Raw genomic sequence first — 18,812 nt, forward strand, 5'->3', positions numbered from 1 at the left:
CAGGCAAAGAAAAAGCCCGCTGCCGGGAGGAGGAGGCAGCGGGCTTCGATTTCGAATACGGCGCGGGAGGAGGAGCACCGCATTCAGCGCCGGTGTCTGGGAGGAGGAAGACATCCGACGCCGCAATAATTACGATTTGCCCAACCATTCGGCAACTGCGAAACGTGCATAGCTGGTGTGCAGATTTGCCGGATCAATCGTCTGACAAATCGGTGAGGCGACGGCAATGATGCCATTCGCGCCTACTGCACCGGCACGTTTTCCTTCATGATCAGCCGGGGCTCGATGAATTTTTTGGTCAGGTACGGCGCCGACGAGGCGATCGAGCCGAGCAGGCGGATCACTGCTTGCTCGGCAATCAGTCGCGCGTTCTGGTCGATGACCACGTCGGCGAGATCGTCGACCAGATAGCGGCGTGTTTCCCTGGTCAGGTCATGGCAGATGAAGACGGGCTTTCTGCGCGGCTTGGCCTCGAGCAACGCCTTGGCCACGCCGGAGCGTCCGGCGCCGACGCAGTAGATGCCGAGCAGTTCCGGTTCGTTGTGCAAGGCCTTCATGGTCGCGCTGTAGCTGGCGTCGGGCTCGTCGTTGATCTCGACGGCGCTGGAGACGGTGAGATTGGGGAACTCTTCTGCGAGCACCGAGCGGAAACCCATCTCGCGCTCCTCGTGGCCGCGATAGGAGCGCGAGCCGACGACCATCGCGAGGTGCCCGATCCGGCCGCCAAGGAAGCGGCCCATCAGCAGCGCCGCCGTGCGTCCGGCAACCCGGTTGTCGATGCCGACATACGCCGAGCGAGGGGCCGCCGGCACATCGGAAACCAGCGTCACCAGCCGGATGCCGGCCTCGACCAGCTCGCGCAAAATGTTGCGCGTGCGCGGATGGTCGACGGCGATGACGCCGACGCCATTGGCCTTGAGCGAGAGGTTCTCGATCGCGCCCTGCAGCGCGCCCGGCGAGATCCCGGCGAGATTGTGGATGCGGCAGGAGGCGACCAGCGGCAGGCGCGCGGCATAGTCCTCGATATGATGGGCAAGGTCGGCCATGAAGGCGTTGCTGCCGATCGGCAGGAAGAATTCGAGATGCGCCGGCTTCGACGGCAGCACGACTTGATCGAGCGTCGGCAGATAGCCGAGCTGCTTTGCCGCCTCCAAGACGCGCTGCCGGTTCGCCGCGCTTGCGCCTGGCCTGTTGTTGAGCACTCGGTCTACCGTCGCGGTCGACAGGCCGCAGCTTCTGGCGATGTCGGCTACGGTCGCTTTCATGGGTCCGGTCATGGGATAGGATCGAGCCCCAGTCAAAAATCAAGGTCAGGCCAAATCAGCCATGCGGCTGCGGGCCGTCGGAAATCGCATCGCGGATCTCCTTGTCCGACATGCCGGTGATGACGCGTTCGACGTCCGCCACGGTGGTCTTCTTCGGATCGATATCATCGGCCACCACCTTGCCGCGGCGCATCACCACGATGCGGTCGACGACCTGGAACACATGGTGGATGTTGTGGGCTATGAAGATGCAGGAGTGGCCGGAATCGCGGGCGCCGCGCACGAAGCTCAACACCCCTTGCGTCTCGGCAACGCCGAGATTGTTGGTCGGCTCGTCGAGGATGATGAGGTCGCTGTCGAAATGCATGGCGCGCGCGATCGCCACTGCTTGCCGCTCGCCGCCTGATAGCGAGCCGATCGGCGTCGTCGGCGGGATGTTTTTGGAGATGCCGACCTGCTTGAGCAGGTCGCGCGCCACCGTGTTCATCGCCTCCTGGTCCATGCGGTTGAGGAAACGCGGCGGTTTGATCGGCTCGCGCCCCAGGAACAGGTTGCGGGCGATCGACAGCTGCGTGACAAGCGCGGAGTCCTGATAGATCGTCTCGATACCTTCAGCGATCGCGTCGCTGGTGCTGCGGAAATTCACCTTCTTGCCGCGCACGAAAATGTTGCCGCTGGTGAGCGGCACCGCGCCCGACAGCACCTTGATCAGCGTCGATTTGCCGGCGCCGTTGTCGCCGAGCAGGCCGACGATCTCCTTTTCGTTGACGTGGAAGTTGGCGTCCACCAGCGCCTGTACGCGCCCATAAGACTTGCGGATGTTCGTCATGCGGATCAGAGGCTCGGCCATCGTCTTCAAGTCCCTGCCTGGTGCCGGCGTTCGAGCCATGAGTGCAGCGCCATCATCCCGAGGATGATCGCGCCAATGAAGATGTTGTAGGCGAGTCCCGGCACGCCGATCAGCACGATGCCGTTGCGCATAACGCGCAGGATCAGGATGCCGAGCACCGTGCCGATAATGGTGCCGCGGCCGCCGGTCAGCGCCGTGCCGCCGATGACCACCATGGCGATGACCTCGAGCTCGTAGCCGGTGCCGCTGTTCGGATTGGCGGCCGAGGTGCGCAGCGACGAGATCACGCCGGCGAGCGAGGCCATCACCGCCGACAGGATGAACAGGCCGATCTTGACCCGGCTGACATTGACGCCGCGGGCGCGCGCCGCGTTGGGATTCCCGCCGGCCGCCTGGATCCAGTTGCCGGTCCGGCTTTGCGTCAGCACATAACCGAGCGCGATCGCGGCGCCGATGAACCAGAACAGCGAGGCATAGATGCGGAACGGGCCGATGTAGAAGTCGCCGACCAGGATGTCCGCCAGCCAGCTGCCTTCGGCGCTCCAGGTGCGCTGCGGAAAGCCGTCGGTGACGAAAAGTGCGGTGCCGCGCACGACGAGCAGCATGCCGAGCGTGACCAGGAAGGACGGGATCTTGAGCTGCGTGACGAACCAGCCATTGACAAGCCCGATCAAGGCCGCGACCACCAGCGCGATGGCTAAGCCCATCTCCAGCGAGGTGACCCCGCCATTGAACAGCGTCCACATCAGCACCGGCGAGAAGCCGAACAGCGAGCCGACCGAGAGGTCGAATTCGCCCGACGTCATCAGCAAGGTCATCGCCAACGCGATCAGCCCAAGCTCGACGGTGAAGGCGAGGATGTTCGAGATGTTCTGCGGCGACAGGAAATCCGGATTGATGCCCCAGAAGATGACGAGTTCGACGATCAGCAGCACCAGCGGCCCGAATTCCGGCCGCGCGATGAAACTTTGGATGAAGGAACGGTTTTCCATTGGGCCCGCGATGTGAACGATTGGCGAGCCCGCTGCGATCAGTCAGGACTCGATGGTCCAGGAAGCGATCGCGGCCCGAAAGCCGCGACCGTTAATGTCAGGTCTTACTTGCCGGACAGGATCTTGTCATAAACGCCGGCGGTATCCTTTTCATAGAGCGCGCCGGTGATGACGTTGAAGCCCGGAGGAATGCCCGCAGACGCCATCGCCGCCATCGAAAGCGCGATGTAGCTGGTCGCCTGCGGGTCCTGCCACTGCGCGGCGTTGACATAGCCGTTCAGCACTTCCTGGGTGGTGTCGAGCGAGTTGCCCCAGCCGACAACTGGGATCTCGCCCGGCTTGACGCCGACCTGGTCGAAGACGCGTTTGACCGAGCCTGTGACGAGGTCGCCGAGGCCGATGATCGCCTTCACCTTGCCCTTGTGGGCGGTGAGATAGTCCACCATGCGGTTGATCACTTCGGCCTGGTCGAGCGTCGCCTCGGTCACCTCATAGGTGATGCCAAGCGGCTCGAACACGCTCTTGATGCCTTCCTCTTCCTGCACGCCATAGGTGGCGCCGGGCACCTCGACCGGCATCCATACGAAGTCGCCCTTCTTCACCAGGCCCTTGTCGACCAGATACTGCGCCCAGTGCTTGCCGAAGGTGACGTTGTCGCCGCCGACATAGGCGTTGAAGTTGGCCTTCGGGTCGGGCGTGTTGAAGTTGATGATCGGAATGTTGGCTGCACGGGCCTCCTTGACGATCTCGACGAGGCTGCCCGGATCGGGGCTGGTGGTGACGATGCCGTCGGCCTTGGCCGAGATGGCGGCGCGAACAGCCTCCTGCTGCGAGGCAACGTCGCCATTGTGGAACGAGGTGTTCACCTTGTTGCCGGTGTCGGTCGCCCATTGCTTGGCACCGGCCAGGAAGTAGGTCCAGACCGGATCGGCCGGGCCGCCATGCGAAATCCAGTAGAAGGTCTTGGCCTCGGCCATCGCCGGAATGGCGATTGCCGCGATCAAGCCAAGCACGAACAGTCTCAGCCTCGAAAGCATCGATTTCCTCCCATGTTGAAAACCACCTCCACATCAGGCGCGATGCGGTCCTCAAGGGTCGCATCTTCCTGCCCGCGCCGACCGGACGCCTCTAGAGCATTCCCTTTTTCGGCCGCTGGCAAGCCTCGATCGTCAATGGATGTTGGCACAGCTCCGCACGCCATCAGCAATCCCATCAGATTGCATCAGTTACCGTGATATTTTCCCGGCAAACGCCGCTGCGCTCATCAGCCTCCAGTGATGAGCAAGCGTATGCCGTTGTGATCCGCTGCTAGATCAGACCGGCTCTGGCGAGGTCGCGCATCAGGTGGCTGGCGCCGTAGGTCCAGGGCGGGCAGTCGGGCGACAGGCGCACCCGGTTGGTCAGCGCGCCCAACTTTTCCGACGAGATGGTGACGGTGTCGCCGACCTTGTGCGTAAAACCCTTGCCCTTTTCGCCGCGATCCTTCGACGGCACGAACATGGTGCCGAGATAGAGCGCCAGCCCGTCCGGGTACTGGTGATGCGGTCCTATCGCGGCTTTGACCAGCTCTTCCGGCGAGCGGCTGATCTCGGCCATCGAGCTTGCGCCCTCCAGCGAAAAACCGTCCTCGCCCTCGACGCTTAGCCGCACCGTGGCGCGCTTCACGTCGGCGATGGAAAAGGTCTCGTCGAAGAGCCGGATGAAAGGTCCAAGCGAGGCGGAAGCATTGTTGTCCTTGGCCTTGCCGAGCAGCAGCGCCGAGCGTCCTTCGACATCGCGCAGATTGACATCGTTGCCGAGCGTGGCGCCGACGATGCGGCCTAAGCTGTCGGCGATCATCGCGATCTCCGGCTCCGGATTGTTCCAGGTGGAGACCGGATGCAGCCCGACATCGGCGCCGAAGCCGACGGAGGCCATCGGCTGGCATTTGGTGAAGATCTCGGCATCGGGGCCGATGCCAACTTCCAGATATTGCGACCAGACGCCGCGCGAAATCAGCTTGGCCTTGATCTCCATCGCTTCCGGCGAGCCTGGCTTGAGCTTGGAGAGATCATGGCCGATCAGCCCGGCGATGTCGGCGCGGATGGCGTCGGCCTTTTCCGCGGAGCCGCGCGCCTGCTCCTCGATGACGCGCTCGAGCAGGCTGACGACGAAGGTGACGCCGGAAGCCTTCACCGCCTGCAGGTCGACGGGGGAGAGCAGGATCGGCTTCTTGGCGTCGCGCTGAGACTCGAAGCTGTTGGTTGCGATGTCTTCCAGCGCGCCGATTGCCTCGCCGCGGGCCGAGCGCACGTAGGCGGCCGGGTCCTTCAGCTCGCAGAGGTCGCGCACGGTAGGCGCCGCGCTCGACGTGATGTCGATGACCTCGCCTGCGCGCACGGTGACCACCAGCGGATGGGAGGCTTCGCTGGTCCTGGCGCGGCCGACGAAAAGGCCGTCGCCAGGGAGGCGGGTTAAATCGGTCATGGTCTTCTGTCCTCTCGATTGTCGCGCGGCACTTTCCCCGCATTTAATGCAAACGTCTATCCCATCGATGGCGAGGTTATGAGCCAATGGCATGCTGTCACATAGCCAAGCGCGGACTGGCCCATCGGGTCCTCTTTCAAATTCATGAAATCAGCAATAGGACTTTCACGAGCCTCCAGCGCCTCAGGTGACCAATTGCCCACCTTTTCCGATCCGATCTGGCAAAAGCCTCCAACAGCTCCGGCGTTCCAGTCAGAGCTGTCGAGCGACGGCACGCTCGATGCGGTGATCGTCGGCGGCGGCATCATGGGTCTGTCGACCGCCTTGCACGCGGCAAGCGCCGGTCTTTCCGTCCAGGTGCTGGATGCCGGCGCGATCGGGCAGGGCGCGTCGGGCTTGAACGGCGGCCAGGTCATTCCCGGCCTCAAATATGATCCCGAATGGCTGATCGAGCACTTTGGCAAGGAGCGCGGCGAGGCCCTCGTCGACTTCGCCGCCTCGACGGCCGACGCGGTGTTCCATGTGATCCGTGACGAGAAGCTTGCGGTGCCGTTCACGCGGAAGGGCTGGATCCAGGCCGCGCACACCGAGACCGCGCTGAAGGCGGCGGCGAACCGGGATCGGCAATGGCGGGCGCGTGGCGCCGACGTCAAGCTGCTCGACCGGGCCGAGATCGCCGCGATGACCGGCGCCAAGGGCTATCTTGGCGGCTGGCTCGACCGCCGCGCCGGCGTCATCGATCCGCTGTCCTACACGCTCGAGCTTGCCCGCGTCGCCTCTGCCGTCGGCGCCGGGATCGCCGAGCAGCAGCGGGTGGTGAGGCTCACCAAGGAAGCCGGCGTCTGGCGGGTCTCCACGCAAGGCGGCGCCGAACTGCGCGCGACGAGGGTCGTACTCGCCACCAACGCCTATACGGATGGCCTGCTGCCCGGCCTCGCGCAAACAATCGTGCCGCTGCATTCCTTCCAGATCGCCACGGCACCGCTGCCGGCGGAGCTTGCCGCAAGCATCCTGCCCGGCGGGCAAGCCGTTTCCGATTCCCGCCGCATCTTGATCTATTACCGCAAGAGCCCTGATGGCCGGATGGTGTTGGGTGGACGCGGCCGCATGGCCCTGCCTTCAAGCGCGGCCGACTGGGCGCATTGCGAACGCGCGCTGCTGCGCCTCTATCCGGCGCTTTCCGGCATCGCCATCGAAAAGCGCTGGTTCGGTCGTGTGGCGATGACCCCGGATCATCTCCCGCACCTGCATGAGCCGGAAAAGGACCTGCTTGCCGTGGTCGGTTGCCAGGGCAGGGGCGTCGGGCTGATGAGCGCGCTGGGCAAGCGCATTGCGGGTTACCTCGCGACCGGCGACGTCAGTCAATTGCCTTTCCCGCTGTCGCCGATCCGGCCGATCCCGTTCCACGCCTTCCGCCAGGTCGGCGTTGCCGCCACCATCGCCTGGTATCGGATGCTGGATGCCCTCGAGCGCTGAAGTTGAACGCGGCAGCGCATCACCGATTTAGCTTGACAGTTTCATGAATATGAAAAATCATTAGCTGATTTCAAAAATCCGATGGGCAGCTAGCAGATGTCCACCATCGTTGCAGCGCGGCCATCGCCGGAAACCCGCATCTCGCCGGTCTTCCGCTTTGCCATGCTGTTGCCCGGCGGGCTGGTCACTTTCTTCCTCATCCTCTTTGCCCTCGGCCTGGTGCTCTTCCTTGCCTTCAGGAGCAACGACGGCTCGCTGCTCGGCGCCGGCCTGACGGCGGCAAACTTCGTAACTGTGGCCACCGATCCGCTCTACTGGACGGTGACGCTGCGCTCGCTGGTCATCGCCGGCCTGGTGACGCTCGCCACCGTCGCTACTGCATATCCGGTCGCCTACTACCTCGCCTTCCATGCCGGCCGCCGGCGCAACCTGCTGCTCTTCCTGGTCACGCTGCCGTTCTGGACCAGCTACCTTTTGCGCGTCTTTGCCTGGAAGATCGTGCTTGCCTACAACGGCGTGCTGAACTCGGCTTTCATCGAAAGCGGTCTCTGGTCGGAGCCGACGCTCGCCTTCCTCAACACGCCGGCGGCGGTGGTGGTGACGCTTGCGCACGCCTACGCGCCTTTCGCCATCCTGCCCATCTACGTGGCGCTGGATACCATCCCGAAATCGCTGCTCGAAGCCGCCTCCGATCTCGGCGCGCGCCCGTTCACGTCGTTCCGCCGCGTCGTGCTGCCCAATTCGATGCCGGGCGTACTGGCGGCGGCTCTCGTCGTCTTCGTGCCGACCGTCGGCGACTATGTCACGCCGGCTATGGTCGGCGGCCCGGCCAGCACCATGATCGGCACGCTGATCCAGTCGCAATTCGGCAAGGCCAATGACTGGCCGTTCGGCGCGGCCCTCTCGGTCTGCGTCATGCTGGTCATCCTGTGCGTGGTCCTGGTCGCGCGCGGCGCCGACCGCCGGTTTGGCAGCCGCACATGAGCGCGGCGCGCAAAGAGGCAAATGCGGGCGGCCGCTGGCTCGGCCTCTATGTGCTTGCCTATCTCGTCTTCCTCTATCTGCCTATCCTTTTGATCCCGCTGTTTTCCTTCAACGATTCCATCCAGGCGGCGTTTCCGCTGCAGGGCTTCACGCTCGGTTGGTACGAGACCCTCTACGGCAATCCGGCGCTCTCCGGCGCTTTGGCCAACAGTCTCGTCATCGGTGTCGTTGCTGCCTCGGGGGCAACGCTATGCGGCATCACCGTTTCCTATATGGACCTCTACGGCCGCTCGCCGCTCGCGGCTACGATCAGTGCCATAGCCCGGCTGCCGATCCTGATCCCCGGCGTCATCGTCGGCATCTCGCTCTTGATTCTGGTCAATCTCATTGGCCTCGGCCCGTCGCGCGTCGCAATTGTGCTCGGCCATATCCTGGTGGCGCTGCCGACGACGGTGGTGGTGATGCGCAGCCGATTCGCGGCGATCCCAAAGACCATTCGCGAGGCGGCGCTCGACCTTGGGGCGTCGGACTGGACAACGTTCCGGCGCGTCATGCTTCCGCTCAGCCTGCCGGCGGTGCTGTCGGCCTTCATGCTCGCCTTCCTGACCTCCTTCGACGAGTTCATCGTCGTCTTCTTCCTCGCCGGCACCGAGCCGACGCTGCCGCTCTACATCTGGAGCCAACTGCGCTTCCCGCGTTCGCTGCCGACGGTGATGGCGCTCGGAACGGTGATCCTGGCCGTGTCCTTCGTCATCGCCACCCTCGCCGAGATCCTGCGCCATCGCGGCCTCGGCGCCGCGCGCCGCAATCCAGCCTGAACCACAACAAGAAAGAGGAGAACGAAAATGACAGTCCACCTGAAATCGATCACGGGATACAAAGCCCGCGCGGGCCTAGCCGCACTCGCCCTGGCGCTGTCGTCGACCGTCGCTTTGGCTGCCGACAAGCTGCAATATTTCACCTGGTCGGGCTACGAGCTGCCCGACTTCAACAAGAGCTTCCTCACCGCGCATCCGGACGGCGTCGAGGCCACGATCTTCGGCGATGACGACGATGCCTTCACCAAGGTCAAGGCCGGCTTCCGGCCCGACATCGCCCATCCCTGCTACGACAAGGTGGCGCGCTGGAACAAGGAAGGCCTGCTGCAGCCGGTCGACACCAAGCGCATCAAGAACTGGGATTCGATCTTTCCGGTGTTCAAGAACCTGCCCGACCTGCAGGCCGGCGACGGCAAGGTCTGGATGGTGCCGTGGGACTGGGGCAACACCTCGATCCTATACCGCACCGATCTGGTCAAGAACCCCGAGGCGAGCTGGAACCTTTTGTGGGACAAGCAATATGCCGGCCGCATGGCGACCATCGACGCCGTGCATGACACGCCGATCGTCGCGGCACTTCTGGCAGGCGTGAACCCCTTCGACATGACGCCGGAGCAGATGGAAAAAGTCGCGGCGAAACTGCGCGAGCAGCGGCCGCTGCTGTCGAGCTACACCACCGACATGACCTCGGTCGAGCAGGCGCTGGCCAGCGGCCAGTTGGTCGCCGCCATGACCTGGAACGCGTCGGCCACGTCGCTCAAGAAGCAGGGCGTGCCGGTCGAGTTCATGAAGCCGAAGGAAGGCATGCTCACCTGGGCCTGCGGCTTCGTCATGCTGAAGAACGCCAAGAACGTCGATCTCGCCTATGACTTCATCAACAGCCGGCTCGACGCCGATTCGGGCAAGTACCTCATCCAGTCCTACGGCTATGGCAGCTCGCTTTCGACCGCCTTCGCCGGCGTGTCGAAAGACGAGCTGGACAAGCTGCAGCTGCCGGCGGATCCCGACGTGATGCTGAAGAGCACGATCTTCACCGGACCGATGAAGCAGAACGACGACGTCGCCAAGATGTTCGAGAAGGTGAAAGCCGGCGGCTGAGCGCACTTGCCTTCTCCCCCTGTGGGAGAAGGTGGATCGGCGCGCAGCGCCGAGACGGATCAGGGGTGATCCAGGGAACGCCGACGTCTCACTTCGCTGGAGCACTCCTCATCCGTCGCCTTCGGCGACACCTTCCCCCACAAGGGGGGAAGGGGGGCCTGGCGGCGCTGCGCCGCACCGGTGGAAAGACAACAAGGACTATTTGATGGACATTGTTGACGAAGCAAAACCGAAGGACGATGCCGACGTGCGTGTCGGCCGGCGCGTGCGGGCGCTGAGGCTCGAGCGCAAGCTGTCGCTGGCCGAGCTCGCCGCCAAGGCCGGCATATCGATCGGCGCGCTCAGCCAGATCGAGCGCGGCATGTCCTCGCTGCGCGTCAAGGTGATCTGGCCGCTGGCCGCCGCCCTCGACATCGAGCCCTCGGCCCTGATCGCCGACGGCGATGAAGCGGTCAACGACCTCTATTGCGTGCGCGCCGACAAGCGGCGCGCAATCCCGGTCAAGTCCGAGGGCATCGCCAAGGCGCTGCTGTCGCCGCCCGCCGCCACACTCACCGGAATGCTGGTGACGGTCGAGGCCGGCGGCGGCACCGCCGAAGCTTATGCCCATGCCGGCCACGAATTCGGCTTCGTGATGACGGGCGAGGTCGAGCTGGTGGTTGACGCCACGGCCTATGTGCTGAAGGCCGGCGACAGCTTTGGCTTCAAGAGCACGCTGCTGCATGCCTTCCGCAATCCGGGCGCCGAGCGCTGCCAGATTCTGTGGGTCAACACGACAAAACCCTCCGAGGTGCGCGATGGCGCCTGACGCGCTCGTTCGTCTAGAGAACGTCTCGAAGGTCTTCCCGGGCGGCGTGGTCGGGCTCGATGCGGTCGATCTCGACATTGCGGCGGGCGAGTTCCTGACCCTGCTCGGCCCCTCAGGCTGCGGCAAGACGACGAGCCTGCGCGTCATCGCCGGCTTCGAGAGCCCGACCCGCGGCAAAGTGCTGCTCGAAGGCGGTGACATCACCGGTCTGAGGCCCTTCGACCGTCCGGTCAACACCGTCTTTCAGGACTATGCGCTGTTCCCGCATATGGACGTCGCGGCGAACGTCGGCTTCGGCCTCTCGCTGCGCAAACTGTCCGGTACCGAGCAGGCCAAGCGCGTCGGTCAGGCGCTTGACATGGTCGGCCTAGCCGACAAGCTGCGCGCCCGCATCTCCGAACTGTCGGGCGGTCAGCGCCAGCGCCTCGCGCTTGCCCGCGCCATCGTCTGCGAGCCGCGTGTGCTCTTGCTCGACGAGCCGCTGTCGGCCCTCGACGCGCATCTGCGCGAGCAGATGCAGGTCGAGCTCAAGCGGCTTCAGTCCCGGCTCGGCACCACCTTCGTCATGGTCACGCACGACCAGACCGAGGCGCTGTCGATTTCCGACCGCATCGTCGTCATGAACAAAGGCCGTATCGAGCAGATCGCGCCGCCCGCGACGCTTTACGACCGTCCGGCGACCCGCTTCGTCGCCTCGTTCATCGGCACGATGAATCTCCTGCAGTCACGCTTTGTCGGGCGCGACGGCGAGCGGCTGCGCTTTACCGCCGGCGAGCTGCCGCTGGTGGCCATACCGGAAACCGGCGAGATACCGGCTGTCGGCGACGCACGAACCATCGGCGTTCGTCCGGAGGATCTTGTGGCGGCCACCGAGGCCGCCGAAGGCACCGCGCCGGCCCGTGTGAGTGGCATCGTCTTCCACGGTCGCACGCTGCGCCTTCACGCCGAACTGGGGCAGGGGACTGCAATCGTCATCGATGCCCCACGCCGCGCCGACGGTTTTCGATTCAGCATCGGCGACGTAGCGCACATCAGCCTGCGGCGTGGCGCCAACTGCCCTGTGCTCTCGAACTGATCGCCGGCCTCACGAAGCCTTGGCGAAAAAGCCCTGATAATCGGACTTGGCCTGCAGCAGGCGCAGGATGTTCTCGCGCGAGCCGCGCACATGCGCGCGAGCGCGCTCGCCGGCCAAAGCGACATCACCGGCGCAGATCGCGTCGACGATGCCCGTATGCTCCTCGCGGGTGAGCTTCCACTCGTCCAGCCACAGAAGCTCGGTCCACACATATTGCTGGCATTTGTCGAGGATGCCGCAAAGCATGCCGTGCAGCATCTCGTTGCCGCTGATCTCGGCGATCACCCGGTGCAGATCGATGCCGACCTGCAGCTCCTCGAATTTCTCTCGTGTGCTGCGGTCGGGGATTGCCGCCAGCCGTTCGCATTCGGCGAGCATGTCGCGCAGCCGCGCCTTGTCGGCGGCGGTCGCGTTCGCCGCTGCCAGCTCGGTCGCGCGCCCGTCGAGCAGCTCGCGAATGTCGAAGGCCTCGCGGAACATGGTCAGGTTGAACTCGGCAACAATATAGCCCTGGCGCGGACGTCCGATCACCAGGCCGTCGCGCTCGAGACGGTTGAAGGCTTCGCGCACCGGCGTGCGGCTCACCTTCAGGCGCTCGGCGATCTCGTTCTCGGTCACGCGGCCGCCTGGCGGGATCTGGCCGGTGATGATCAACGCCTTCAGCTTCTCGAACACCGAATCGCGCAGCGTGTTCTTTCTCTCCTTGCTCAAGCGTCCCGCCTCCAACGGTCAGTCACGGATTCGCAGTCTAGTGCCTTTTGGCTCCTGCTTGAAACAGGGCCGTATCAAACGCTCCCGCCCCGAAGCCTCAACTCATCGCCGCCCAAAAAACGCTCGGCACATGTTGACATCGGCTTCCGGAGAATTACACTCAAAATTGTATACAAATTCGCATACCAAATCAACGATAATGGGAACACCGGTTGGAGAAGCGAAAATGACGAAGAGACTTTGCATTCACGGTCTGGCCGTAGCCGGCCTGCTGGCCTCGGCCGCCGTTCCGGCCTCGGCCGCCGACACCATCACCGTCGCCTCATGGGGCGGCACCTATCAGGAGGCACAGACCAAGGCCTTCTTCGATCCGACGGCCAAGGAACTCGGCATCACCATCAAGCAGGACACCACCAACGGCCTCGACGACGTGCGCCTGCAGGTCACCGGCAATGCGGTGAAATGGGACATCACCGAGCTTGGCGCCGACGAATGCGCGCGCGGTTCCAAGGAGGGCCTGTTCGAAAAGCTCGACTACAACGTCATCGACAAGAGCGGCATCAACCCGAAGCTCGTCCATGACGACTGGGTCGGCATCTCCTACACGTCCGTCGTGCTGATCTACCGGACCGATGTTTTCGGCGACAAGGGACCGAAGACCTGGGCCGATTTCTGGGACGTGGAAAAGTTCCCGGGCCGGCGGGCGCTCTCCGGCAGCCAGGCGACGGAGACACTGAGCGTCGCGGCGCTCGCCAAAGGCACTCCGATCGACAAGGTCTATCCGGTCGACATCGACGGCGCGCTGCAATCCGTCGACAAGGTCAAGGGTCACATCGACGCTTGGTGGACCTCGGGCGCGCAGGCCATGCAGCTCGTCAAGGACGGTGAGGTCGATATGGCGAGCATCTGGAACGGCCGCGCCGGCACCCTGAGGAAGGAAGGCGCACCTGTCAGCTTCTCCTTCGACCAGGGTGTGCTTACCGCCGACTGCATGGTCATCCCGAAGGGCTCGAAGAACAAGGACCTCGCGATGAAAGCGCTGGCCAAGTTCGTCAGCCCCGACCTCCAGGCCAATCTGCCGCTCTATGTCGACAACGGCCCGGCCAACGAGAAGGCCTTCGAGACCGGCAAGATCCCGCAGGAGCGCATCAAGGACATCAACTCCGCGCCCGATAACGTCAAGAAGCAGGTGCTTCAGGATCCCGAGTTCTGGCGCGACAACCTCGTCGAGGCGACCGAGAAGTTCAACAACCTGATCCAGCAATAACGACTGCGGGGCGGAGCGGCGCGCCGAGGCGCTGCTCCCCCGCTATCAATGATCCGGAGTTGAAGGAGATGCTCTTGTCTCTTGCGCCGTCAGCGCTCCCCATCGGCATCCATGGTATCGAGAAGCGCTTCGGGGCGCTCTCCATCCTGAGCGATCTCAGCCTCGATGTCGCGGCCGGTGAATTCCTGACGCTGCTCGGTCCGTCGGGGTCGGGAAAGACCACGCTGCTGATGATCCTGGCCGGATTTGTGCGAGCCAATGCCGGCTCGATCAAGGTCGGCGGCGAGGAGATCATCACCATGCCGCCACACAAGCGCAACATCGGCATGGTGTTCCAGAACTATGCGCTATTTCCCCACATGAACGTCTTCCACAACATCGCCTTTCCGCTGAAGCAGCGGCGCGTATCGGCGGCGGAAACGGCCGAGCGTGTCGAGCGGGCGCTGGACCTGGTGCAGCTGAAAGGTCTCGGCGAGCGCCGCGTCGACCAGCTTTCCGGCGGCCAGCGCCAGCGCGTGGCTTTGGCCCGTGCCATCGTCTTCGAGCCGCGCATCGTGCTGATGGACGAGCCGCTGTCGGCGCTCGACAAAGGCTTACGCGAGCACATGCAGATCGAACTGCGCAACCTGCATCGGCGGCTCGGCATGACGACGGTCTACGTCACGCATGACCAGCGCGAGGCGATCACCATGTCCGATCGCATTGCGGTCATGAATGCCGGGCGCATCGAGCAGATCGACCAGCCCGAGGTGCTCTACGCCCGGCCTAAGACGAAGTTCGTCGCCGGCTTCATCGGCGAATCCAATTTCATCCCGGTCGAATGCCGCAACGGCAGCGTCTGGTATGAGGATCGGAAGCTGCGCATGAATGACCCGGCGCCGTCCGCCGGTCGGCACTTGATGGTGGTGCGGCCGGAGAAATTGCGGCTGCTCGCCGACGCGGATCAGGCACGTCCCGTCAACGCGCTGCCGGCAACGGTCGGCGATGTCATCTATCAGGGCGACAGCTTCATCTGCTACGCGACGCTTCGCGACGGCCGCCAGGTGACGCTGCGCGACTATTGTCGCAGCGACGTGCTGGCGAAGCTGCCGGCGCCGGGCGAGCCGATCACGCTCGGCATCGATGCCCAGGACGTCGTGCTGGTGACGGATCAATGAGCATCGGGTCCGCCAGTCTTGGTCACGCCGTCCGGCAGGACGGGGAACTCAACGCCAGGGCGTTGCGCTCGGATGCCAGGCGCCAGGCGCTGGGACTGCTGGCACTGCTGTCGCCCGGGCTGTTCTTAGTCTTTGCCGTCATTATTGTGCCGATCGGCTGGCTGTTCTGGCTGTCGCTGTTCGACGAGAGCGGCCAGCTCAGCCTCGCCAATTACGCGCGCTTCTTCGAGCAGGCGTCCTACATCAAGACCTTCGCGACCACCTTCAAGGTTGCCTTTGTTGTCACCGGCGCCTGCGTGCTGTTCGGCTACCCGCTGGCCTATATGCTGTCACAGCTGCCGCGTCGCGCCGCCTCGATCTGCCTGATCTTCGTCATCCTGCCGTTCTGGACCTCGGTGCTGGTGCGCACCTATGCCTGGCTGGTCATTTTGCAGCGCAAGGGGCTGATCAACAATTGGCTGATCGATCTCGGCGTGATCGGCCAGCCGCTGCCGCTCGCCAACAATTTCGCCGGCGTCGTCATCGGCATGACCCACATCATGCTGCCCTTCCTGGTGCTGCCGCTCTATGCTTCGATGAAGACCATCGATGTCGACTGCCTGCGCGCCGGCATGAATCTCGGCGCCAGCCCCGCCGCCACCTTCCGGCAGATCTTTTTCCCGCTATCGCTGCCGGGCCTCGCCTCTGGCGTGGTCATCGTCTTCGTGCTTTGCCTCGGCTTTTTCGTCACGCCGGCGCTGATGGGCGGCGGCAAGGTCATCATGTGGGCGATGCGCATGGAGCAGGCGACCAGCCTCTACTCGAACTGGGGCGCGGGTGCTGCGCTCGGCGTCGTGCTGCTTGCCGTCACGCTGGCGCTGCTCGGCTTGTTCCAGTGGCTGCTCGGCGCGCGCGCCACCGGCGTTTGGAGCCAGCGATGAGCGCGGAAAGCAGCCTGCCTATAACGCATTGGCAACGCCTCTGGCTCTATCTGCTCGGCGGCCTCGTCATGCTGTTTTTGATCGCGCCCTCGGTGATTATCGTCATCATGTCCTTCTCCGGCTCGACGCTGCTGCAGTTCCCGCCCGAGCACTGGTCGCTGCGCTGGTATGAGAGCTATTTCGGTTCCGTCGAATGGCGCGACGCAACCATTGTCTCGGTGAAGGTGGCGGTGATGACCGCGATCGTGGCGACGCCGCTCGGCACCGCAGCTGCCTATGCCATCAACGCCGGCACGCTCAGGCTGACCGGCGCCATCAATGCGCTGCTCACCGCGTCGCTGATCATTCCGGTCATCCTGATCGGCATCGGCACTTTCTTCCTCTATGCCCGCATCGGCCTCAACAACACGCTGACCGGCCTCGTCATCGCCCACACCGTCCAGGCTTTGCCGCTGGTCGTGCTCACCGTCCTGTCGGGGCTGCGCTCTTACGATATGAACCACGAGATGGTGGCGCGCAGCCTTGGCGCCGGCCGCTTCGCGGCCTTCTTCCAGGTGACCATGCCGCAGTTGCGCTTCTCGATCGTCTCGGGCGCGCTCTTTGCCTTCATCACCTCCTTCGACGAGGTGGTGGTGTCGCTCTTCATCTCGGGCGGTGAGACCACGACGCTGACGCGCCGCATGTTCAATGCATTGCGCGACCAGATCGATCCGACGATTGCCGCCATTTCGACTTGCCTGATCGTGCTATCGATCGTCTTGTTGTCCGCCGCCCAGCTTTTCGGCCGCGGACGTTGAGAATACAGGGATACCTCGAACAGAATGCGTGATTTCCAGTTTCCAGGCCGCTCACCGGTCCGCGCCACCGAAGCCATGGCCGCGACCTCGCATCCGCTCGCCACACTTGCCGCCATCGACATGTTGCGGTCCGGCGGCAATGCGATGGACGCCGCCGTCTGCGCCGCGGCCGTGCAAGCCGTGGTCGAGCCGCAGTCGACCGGTATCGGCGGCGACTGCTTCGTGCTCTATTGCCCGAAAGGCGAGGGCAATGTGATCGCCTTCAACGGCTCGGGCCGTGCGCCCAAGGCCGCTACGGTCGACTGGTATCTGGAGAGAGGTTTCAGCGAGCTGCCGAAGCAGGGCGCGCACGCGGTCACCATTCCCGGCGCCGTCGACGCCTGGTGCCGGCTGCTGGACGATCACGGCCGAAAGGGCATAGCCGAAGCGCTCGCACCCGCCATCCGCTATGCCGAAGAAGGCTACGTCGTGCACGACCGCGTCGCCTTTGACTGGGAGGATCCGGAAACCGACCTGTCGGCCGACGAAGTGGCGGCGCGCATTTTCCTGCCGGGCGGCAAGCCGCCAAAGCCCGGCGATGTGCATCGCCAGCCGGAACTGGCGGAAACGCTGCGCATCATCGCTAAGCGCGGCCGCGCCGGTTTCTACGAAGGCGCCGTTGCGGAAGACATCGTGGGCCGGCTTCGCCAACTCGGTGGCCTTCATACGCTGGACGATTTCGCCGCGACGAAGGGCGACTACAAGACGCCGGTCAGCACCTCCTATCGCGGTCATGACATCCACCAGATGCCGCCGAACAATCAGGGCCTGACCGCGCTATTGATGCTGAACGTGCTCGCCGGCTTCGATCTCGGCGCGCTTGACCCGAATGGCGCAGAGCGCCTGCATCTGGAGATCGAGGCCGGCCGGCTGGCCTATCGCGACCGCGACAACCTGCTCGCGGATCAGGATCACGTTGCGGTGCCGGTGAAGGAACTCCTCTCCATCGCCTATGCCGACCGGCTGCGCGCCGAGATCGAGCGGGAACGCGCCATGACGCATTTGCCGCGCGTCGTTTTGCCGGGCAGCGACACGGTCTACATCACCGTCGTCGACCGCGACCGGAACGCGGTGAGCTTCATCAACTCGACCTATTATTCCTTCGGCAGCGGCGTCGTCGGTCCGAAGACCGGCGTCGTGCTGCAGAACCGCGGCACTTCGTTCCGGCTCGATCCGAAGCATCCGAACGCAATAGCGCCGGGCAAGCGGCCGATGCACACGATCATGCCGGGCATGATGGTGAGGGACGGCCGTGCCGTGATGCCCTTCGGCGTCATGGGCGGCGGCTATCAGCCCTTCGGCCATGTCCATCTTTTGACCAACATGATCGACTTCGGCATGGATCCGCAGCAGGCCTTGGATGCGCCGCGCGTCTTTTACAATCACGACGTCGTGGAAGCCGAGCGAAGCGTGCGTCCCGATACGATCGAAGGCCTGCGCCGCCGCGGCCATCGTGTTGTCGAGCCAGACCATCCGCTCGGCGGCGGGCAGGCGGTGCTCATCGATTGGGAAAAAGGCACGCTGACCGGCGCCTCCGATCCGCGCAAGGACGGCTTGGCGCTCGGATATTGAGCAGCCCTTTGCTGGACATAGGCCGATCGTTCGAAACATAGTCTGGAACCATGACAACAAGCGAAAATCCCTTTGATCTTGCTCATCGCCTCGCGCCCGGCGCCGAAGACGCGCCAGCCATCGCCGCGCCCGACCGGACAGTCCTCTCGCATGGGGGGCTGCGCCGTCTGATCCAAGAGACCGTGACCCGGCTCAACACGCTCGGCATCGGCCGTGGCGACCGCGTTGCCATCGTGCTGCCGAACGGCCCGGAGATGGCAACGGCCTTCATCGCGGTCGCCGCCGCCGCGTCCACCGCGCCGCTCAATCCAGCCTACCGGGCCGACGAGCTCGATTTCTATCTCAGCGACATCGGCGTCAAGGCGATCCTTGTCGGCAAGGACGAGCAAGGACCCTCGGTCGAAGTTGCCGAACGCCTCGGCATTGCGGTGCTGCGGCTGGCGGTGCCTGAAGGCGCGCCGGCCGGCATCTTCACCATCGAGGGCGGCCCGGTCGGGCCGCCCTCGATGGTGAAGAT

At 64.3% G+C, this 18,812-nt stretch carries 18 protein-coding genes; 12 read left to right on the forward strand and 6 right to left on the reverse strand.

Going from position 1 to position 18,812, the window contains the following annotated elements; genetic code table 11:
* Positions 1-242 precede the first annotated feature (242 nt).
* From EOA32_RS09105 to EOA32_RS09125, 5 genes are all read right to left on the reverse strand, one after another.
* Positions 243-1,265, reverse strand: coding sequence for a LacI family DNA-binding transcriptional regulator (locus EOA32_RS09105; protein ID WP_128371544.1), 1,023 nt, complete (start codon positions 1,263-1,265; stop codon positions 243-245).
* 55 nt (positions 1,266-1,320) lie between these two features.
* Positions 1,321-2,115 carry an ATP-binding cassette domain-containing protein gene (locus EOA32_RS09110; protein WP_067328013.1) on the reverse strand — a complete coding sequence of 265 codons (795 nt, stop codon included), beginning with the start codon at positions 2,113-2,115 and terminating at the stop codon, positions 1,321-1,323.
* 5 nt (positions 2,116-2,120) lie between these two features.
* The gene (locus EOA32_RS09115) at positions 2,121-3,107 is read right to left on the reverse strand and encodes an ABC transporter permease (RefSeq protein WP_095776237.1); all 987 of its coding nucleotides are present in this window, start codon (positions 3,105-3,107) and stop codon (positions 2,121-2,123) included.
* 104 nt (positions 3,108-3,211) lie between these two features.
* Positions 3,212-4,144, reverse strand: a complete 933-nt coding sequence (locus EOA32_RS09120) for a substrate-binding domain-containing protein (RefSeq protein WP_066988900.1) — start codon at positions 4,142-4,144, stop codon at positions 3,212-3,214.
* A gap of 271 nt (positions 4,145-4,415) precedes the next feature.
* The gene (locus EOA32_RS09125; RefSeq protein ID WP_128371545.1) at positions 4,416-5,573 is read right to left on the reverse strand and encodes a fumarylacetoacetate hydrolase family protein; all 1,158 of its coding nucleotides are present in this window, start codon (positions 5,571-5,573) and stop codon (positions 4,416-4,418) included.
* Positions 5,574-5,768: 195 nt separating this feature from the next.
* Here EOA32_RS09125 and EOA32_RS09130 point away from each other — a divergent pair, with 195 nt between their 5' ends.
* The 6 genes from EOA32_RS09130 to EOA32_RS09155 all read left to right on the forward strand — a co-directional run bounded on the left by EOA32_RS09130 (position 5,769) and on the right by EOA32_RS09155 (position 11,832).
* Positions 5,769-7,049: an FAD-dependent oxidoreductase gene (locus EOA32_RS09130; RefSeq protein WP_245499216.1), complete on the forward strand. Its 1,281-nt coding sequence runs from the start codon at positions 5,769-5,771 to the stop codon at positions 7,047-7,049.
* Positions 7,050-7,145: 96 nt separating this feature from the next.
* A complete protein-coding gene (locus tag EOA32_RS09135) occupies positions 7,146-8,033 on the forward strand; it encodes an ABC transporter permease (protein ID WP_095776234.1) in 888 nt (295 codons plus the stop codon).
* Positions 8,030-8,851, forward strand: a complete 822-nt coding sequence (locus EOA32_RS09140) for an ABC transporter permease (RefSeq protein WP_067327787.1) — start codon at positions 8,030-8,032, stop codon at positions 8,849-8,851. Before EOA32_RS09135 ends, EOA32_RS09140 begins: the two co-directional genes overlap by 4 nt.
* 27 nt (positions 8,852-8,878) lie before the next feature.
* Positions 8,879-9,949 carry an ABC transporter substrate-binding protein gene (locus EOA32_RS09145; protein ID WP_128371547.1) on the forward strand — a complete coding sequence of 357 codons (1,071 nt, stop codon included), beginning with the start codon at positions 8,879-8,881 and terminating at the stop codon, positions 9,947-9,949.
* Positions 9,950-10,154: 205 nt separating this feature from the next.
* On the forward strand, positions 10,155-10,757 hold the full coding sequence (locus EOA32_RS09150; RefSeq protein WP_066988889.1) for a cupin domain-containing protein: 603 nt from the start codon (positions 10,155-10,157) through the stop codon (positions 10,755-10,757).
* Positions 10,747-11,832, forward strand: a complete 1,086-nt coding sequence (locus EOA32_RS09155; protein WP_128371548.1) for an ABC transporter ATP-binding protein — start codon at positions 10,747-10,749, stop codon at positions 11,830-11,832. The genes EOA32_RS09150 and EOA32_RS09155 overlap by 11 nt, the downstream gene beginning before the upstream one ends.
* A gap of 9 nt (positions 11,833-11,841) precedes the next feature.
* On the opposite strand, the gene EOA32_RS09160 is transcribed toward EOA32_RS09155, so the two are convergent.
* A complete protein-coding gene (locus tag EOA32_RS09160; RefSeq protein WP_066988885.1) occupies positions 11,842-12,543 on the reverse strand; it encodes a GntR family transcriptional regulator in 702 nt (233 codons plus the stop codon).
* Positions 12,544-12,769: 226 nt separating this feature from the next.
* Between EOA32_RS09160 and EOA32_RS09165 the strand changes: the two genes are divergently transcribed.
* The 6 genes from EOA32_RS09165 to EOA32_RS09190 all read left to right on the forward strand — a co-directional run.
* Positions 12,770-13,810 (forward strand): ABC transporter substrate-binding protein, encoded by a 1,041-nt coding sequence (locus EOA32_RS09165; protein WP_067327790.1) that lies wholly within the window; start codon positions 12,770-12,772, stop codon positions 13,808-13,810.
* A gap of 74 nt (positions 13,811-13,884) precedes the next feature.
* Positions 13,885-14,967 carry an ABC transporter ATP-binding protein gene (locus tag EOA32_RS09170; protein ID WP_095781972.1) on the forward strand — a complete coding sequence of 361 codons (1,083 nt, stop codon included), beginning with the start codon at positions 13,885-13,887 and terminating at the stop codon, positions 14,965-14,967.
* Complete coding sequence (locus EOA32_RS09175) at positions 14,964-15,887, forward strand: ABC transporter permease (protein ID WP_095776231.1); 924 nt, start codon at positions 14,964-14,966, stop codon at positions 15,885-15,887. The genes EOA32_RS09170 and EOA32_RS09175 overlap by 4 nt, the downstream gene beginning before the upstream one ends.
* On the forward strand, positions 15,884-16,684 hold the full coding sequence (locus tag EOA32_RS09180) for an ABC transporter permease (protein WP_128371549.1): 801 nt from the start codon (positions 15,884-15,886) through the stop codon (positions 16,682-16,684). Before EOA32_RS09175 ends, EOA32_RS09180 begins: the two co-directional genes overlap by 4 nt.
* A 24-nt stretch (positions 16,685-16,708) precedes the next feature.
* The gene (gene ggt / locus EOA32_RS09185) at positions 16,709-18,295 is read left to right on the forward strand and encodes a gamma-glutamyltransferase (RefSeq protein ID WP_128371550.1); all 1,587 of its coding nucleotides are present in this window, start codon (positions 16,709-16,711) and stop codon (positions 18,293-18,295) included.
* Positions 18,296-18,345: 50 nt separating this feature from the next.
* Positions 18,346-18,812 (forward strand): AMP-binding protein (locus tag EOA32_RS09190; RefSeq protein WP_145971280.1); only part of this gene is annotated, 467 nt, incomplete at its 3' end.

Origin of the sequence: Mesorhizobium sp. M1A.F.Ca.ET.072.01.1.1, from assembly GCF_004023325.1 — a bacterium.
Taxonomy (GTDB): Bacteria; Pseudomonadota; Alphaproteobacteria; order Rhizobiales; family Rhizobiaceae; genus Mesorhizobium.

What these genes read in the sequence shown, in the direction of transcription:
- EOA32_RS09150 (WP_066988889.1), top strand. Translation starts at nt 10,155, where the DNA reads ATGGACATTGTTGACGAAGCAAAACCGAAGGACGATGCCGACGTGCGT.
- EOA32_RS09125 (WP_128371545.1), bottom strand. Translation starts at nt 5,573, where the DNA reads ATGACCGATTTAACCCGCCTCCCTGGCGACGGCCTTTTCGTCGGCCGC.
- EOA32_RS09145 (WP_128371547.1), top strand. Translation starts at nt 8,879, where the DNA reads ATGACAGTCCACCTGAAATCGATCACGGGATACAAAGCCCGCGCGGGC.
- EOA32_RS09120 (WP_066988900.1), bottom strand. Translation starts at nt 4,144, where the DNA reads ATGCTTTCGAGGCTGAGACTGTTCGTGCTTGGCTTGATCGCGGCAATC.
- EOA32_RS09155 (WP_128371548.1), top strand. Translation starts at nt 10,747, where the DNA reads ATGGCGCCTGACGCGCTCGTTCGTCTAGAGAACGTCTCGAAGGTCTTC.
- EOA32_RS09110 (WP_067328013.1), bottom strand. Translation starts at nt 2,115, where the DNA reads ATGGCCGAGCCTCTGATCCGCATGACGAACATCCGCAAGTCTTATGGG.
- EOA32_RS09175 (WP_095776231.1), top strand. Translation starts at nt 14,964, where the DNA reads ATGAGCATCGGGTCCGCCAGTCTTGGTCACGCCGTCCGGCAGGACGGG.
- EOA32_RS09115 (WP_095776237.1), bottom strand. Translation starts at nt 3,107, where the DNA reads ATGGAAAACCGTTCCTTCATCCAAAGTTTCATCGCGCGGCCGGAATTC.
- EOA32_RS09165 (WP_067327790.1), top strand. Translation starts at nt 12,770, where the DNA reads ATGACGAAGAGACTTTGCATTCACGGTCTGGCCGTAGCCGGCCTGCTG.
- EOA32_RS09135 (WP_095776234.1), top strand. Translation starts at nt 7,146, where the DNA reads ATGTCCACCATCGTTGCAGCGCGGCCATCGCCGGAAACCCGCATCTCG.
- EOA32_RS09180 (WP_128371549.1), top strand. Translation starts at nt 15,884, where the DNA reads ATGAGCGCGGAAAGCAGCCTGCCTATAACGCATTGGCAACGCCTCTGG.
- EOA32_RS09105 (WP_128371544.1), bottom strand. Translation starts at nt 1,265, where the DNA reads ATGAAAGCGACCGTAGCCGACATCGCCAGAAGCTGCGGCCTGTCGACC.
- ggt (WP_128371550.1), top strand. Translation starts at nt 16,709, where the DNA reads ATGCGTGATTTCCAGTTTCCAGGCCGCTCACCGGTCCGCGCCACCGAA.
- EOA32_RS09140 (WP_067327787.1), top strand. Translation starts at nt 8,030, where the DNA reads ATGAGCGCGGCGCGCAAAGAGGCAAATGCGGGCGGCCGCTGGCTCGGC.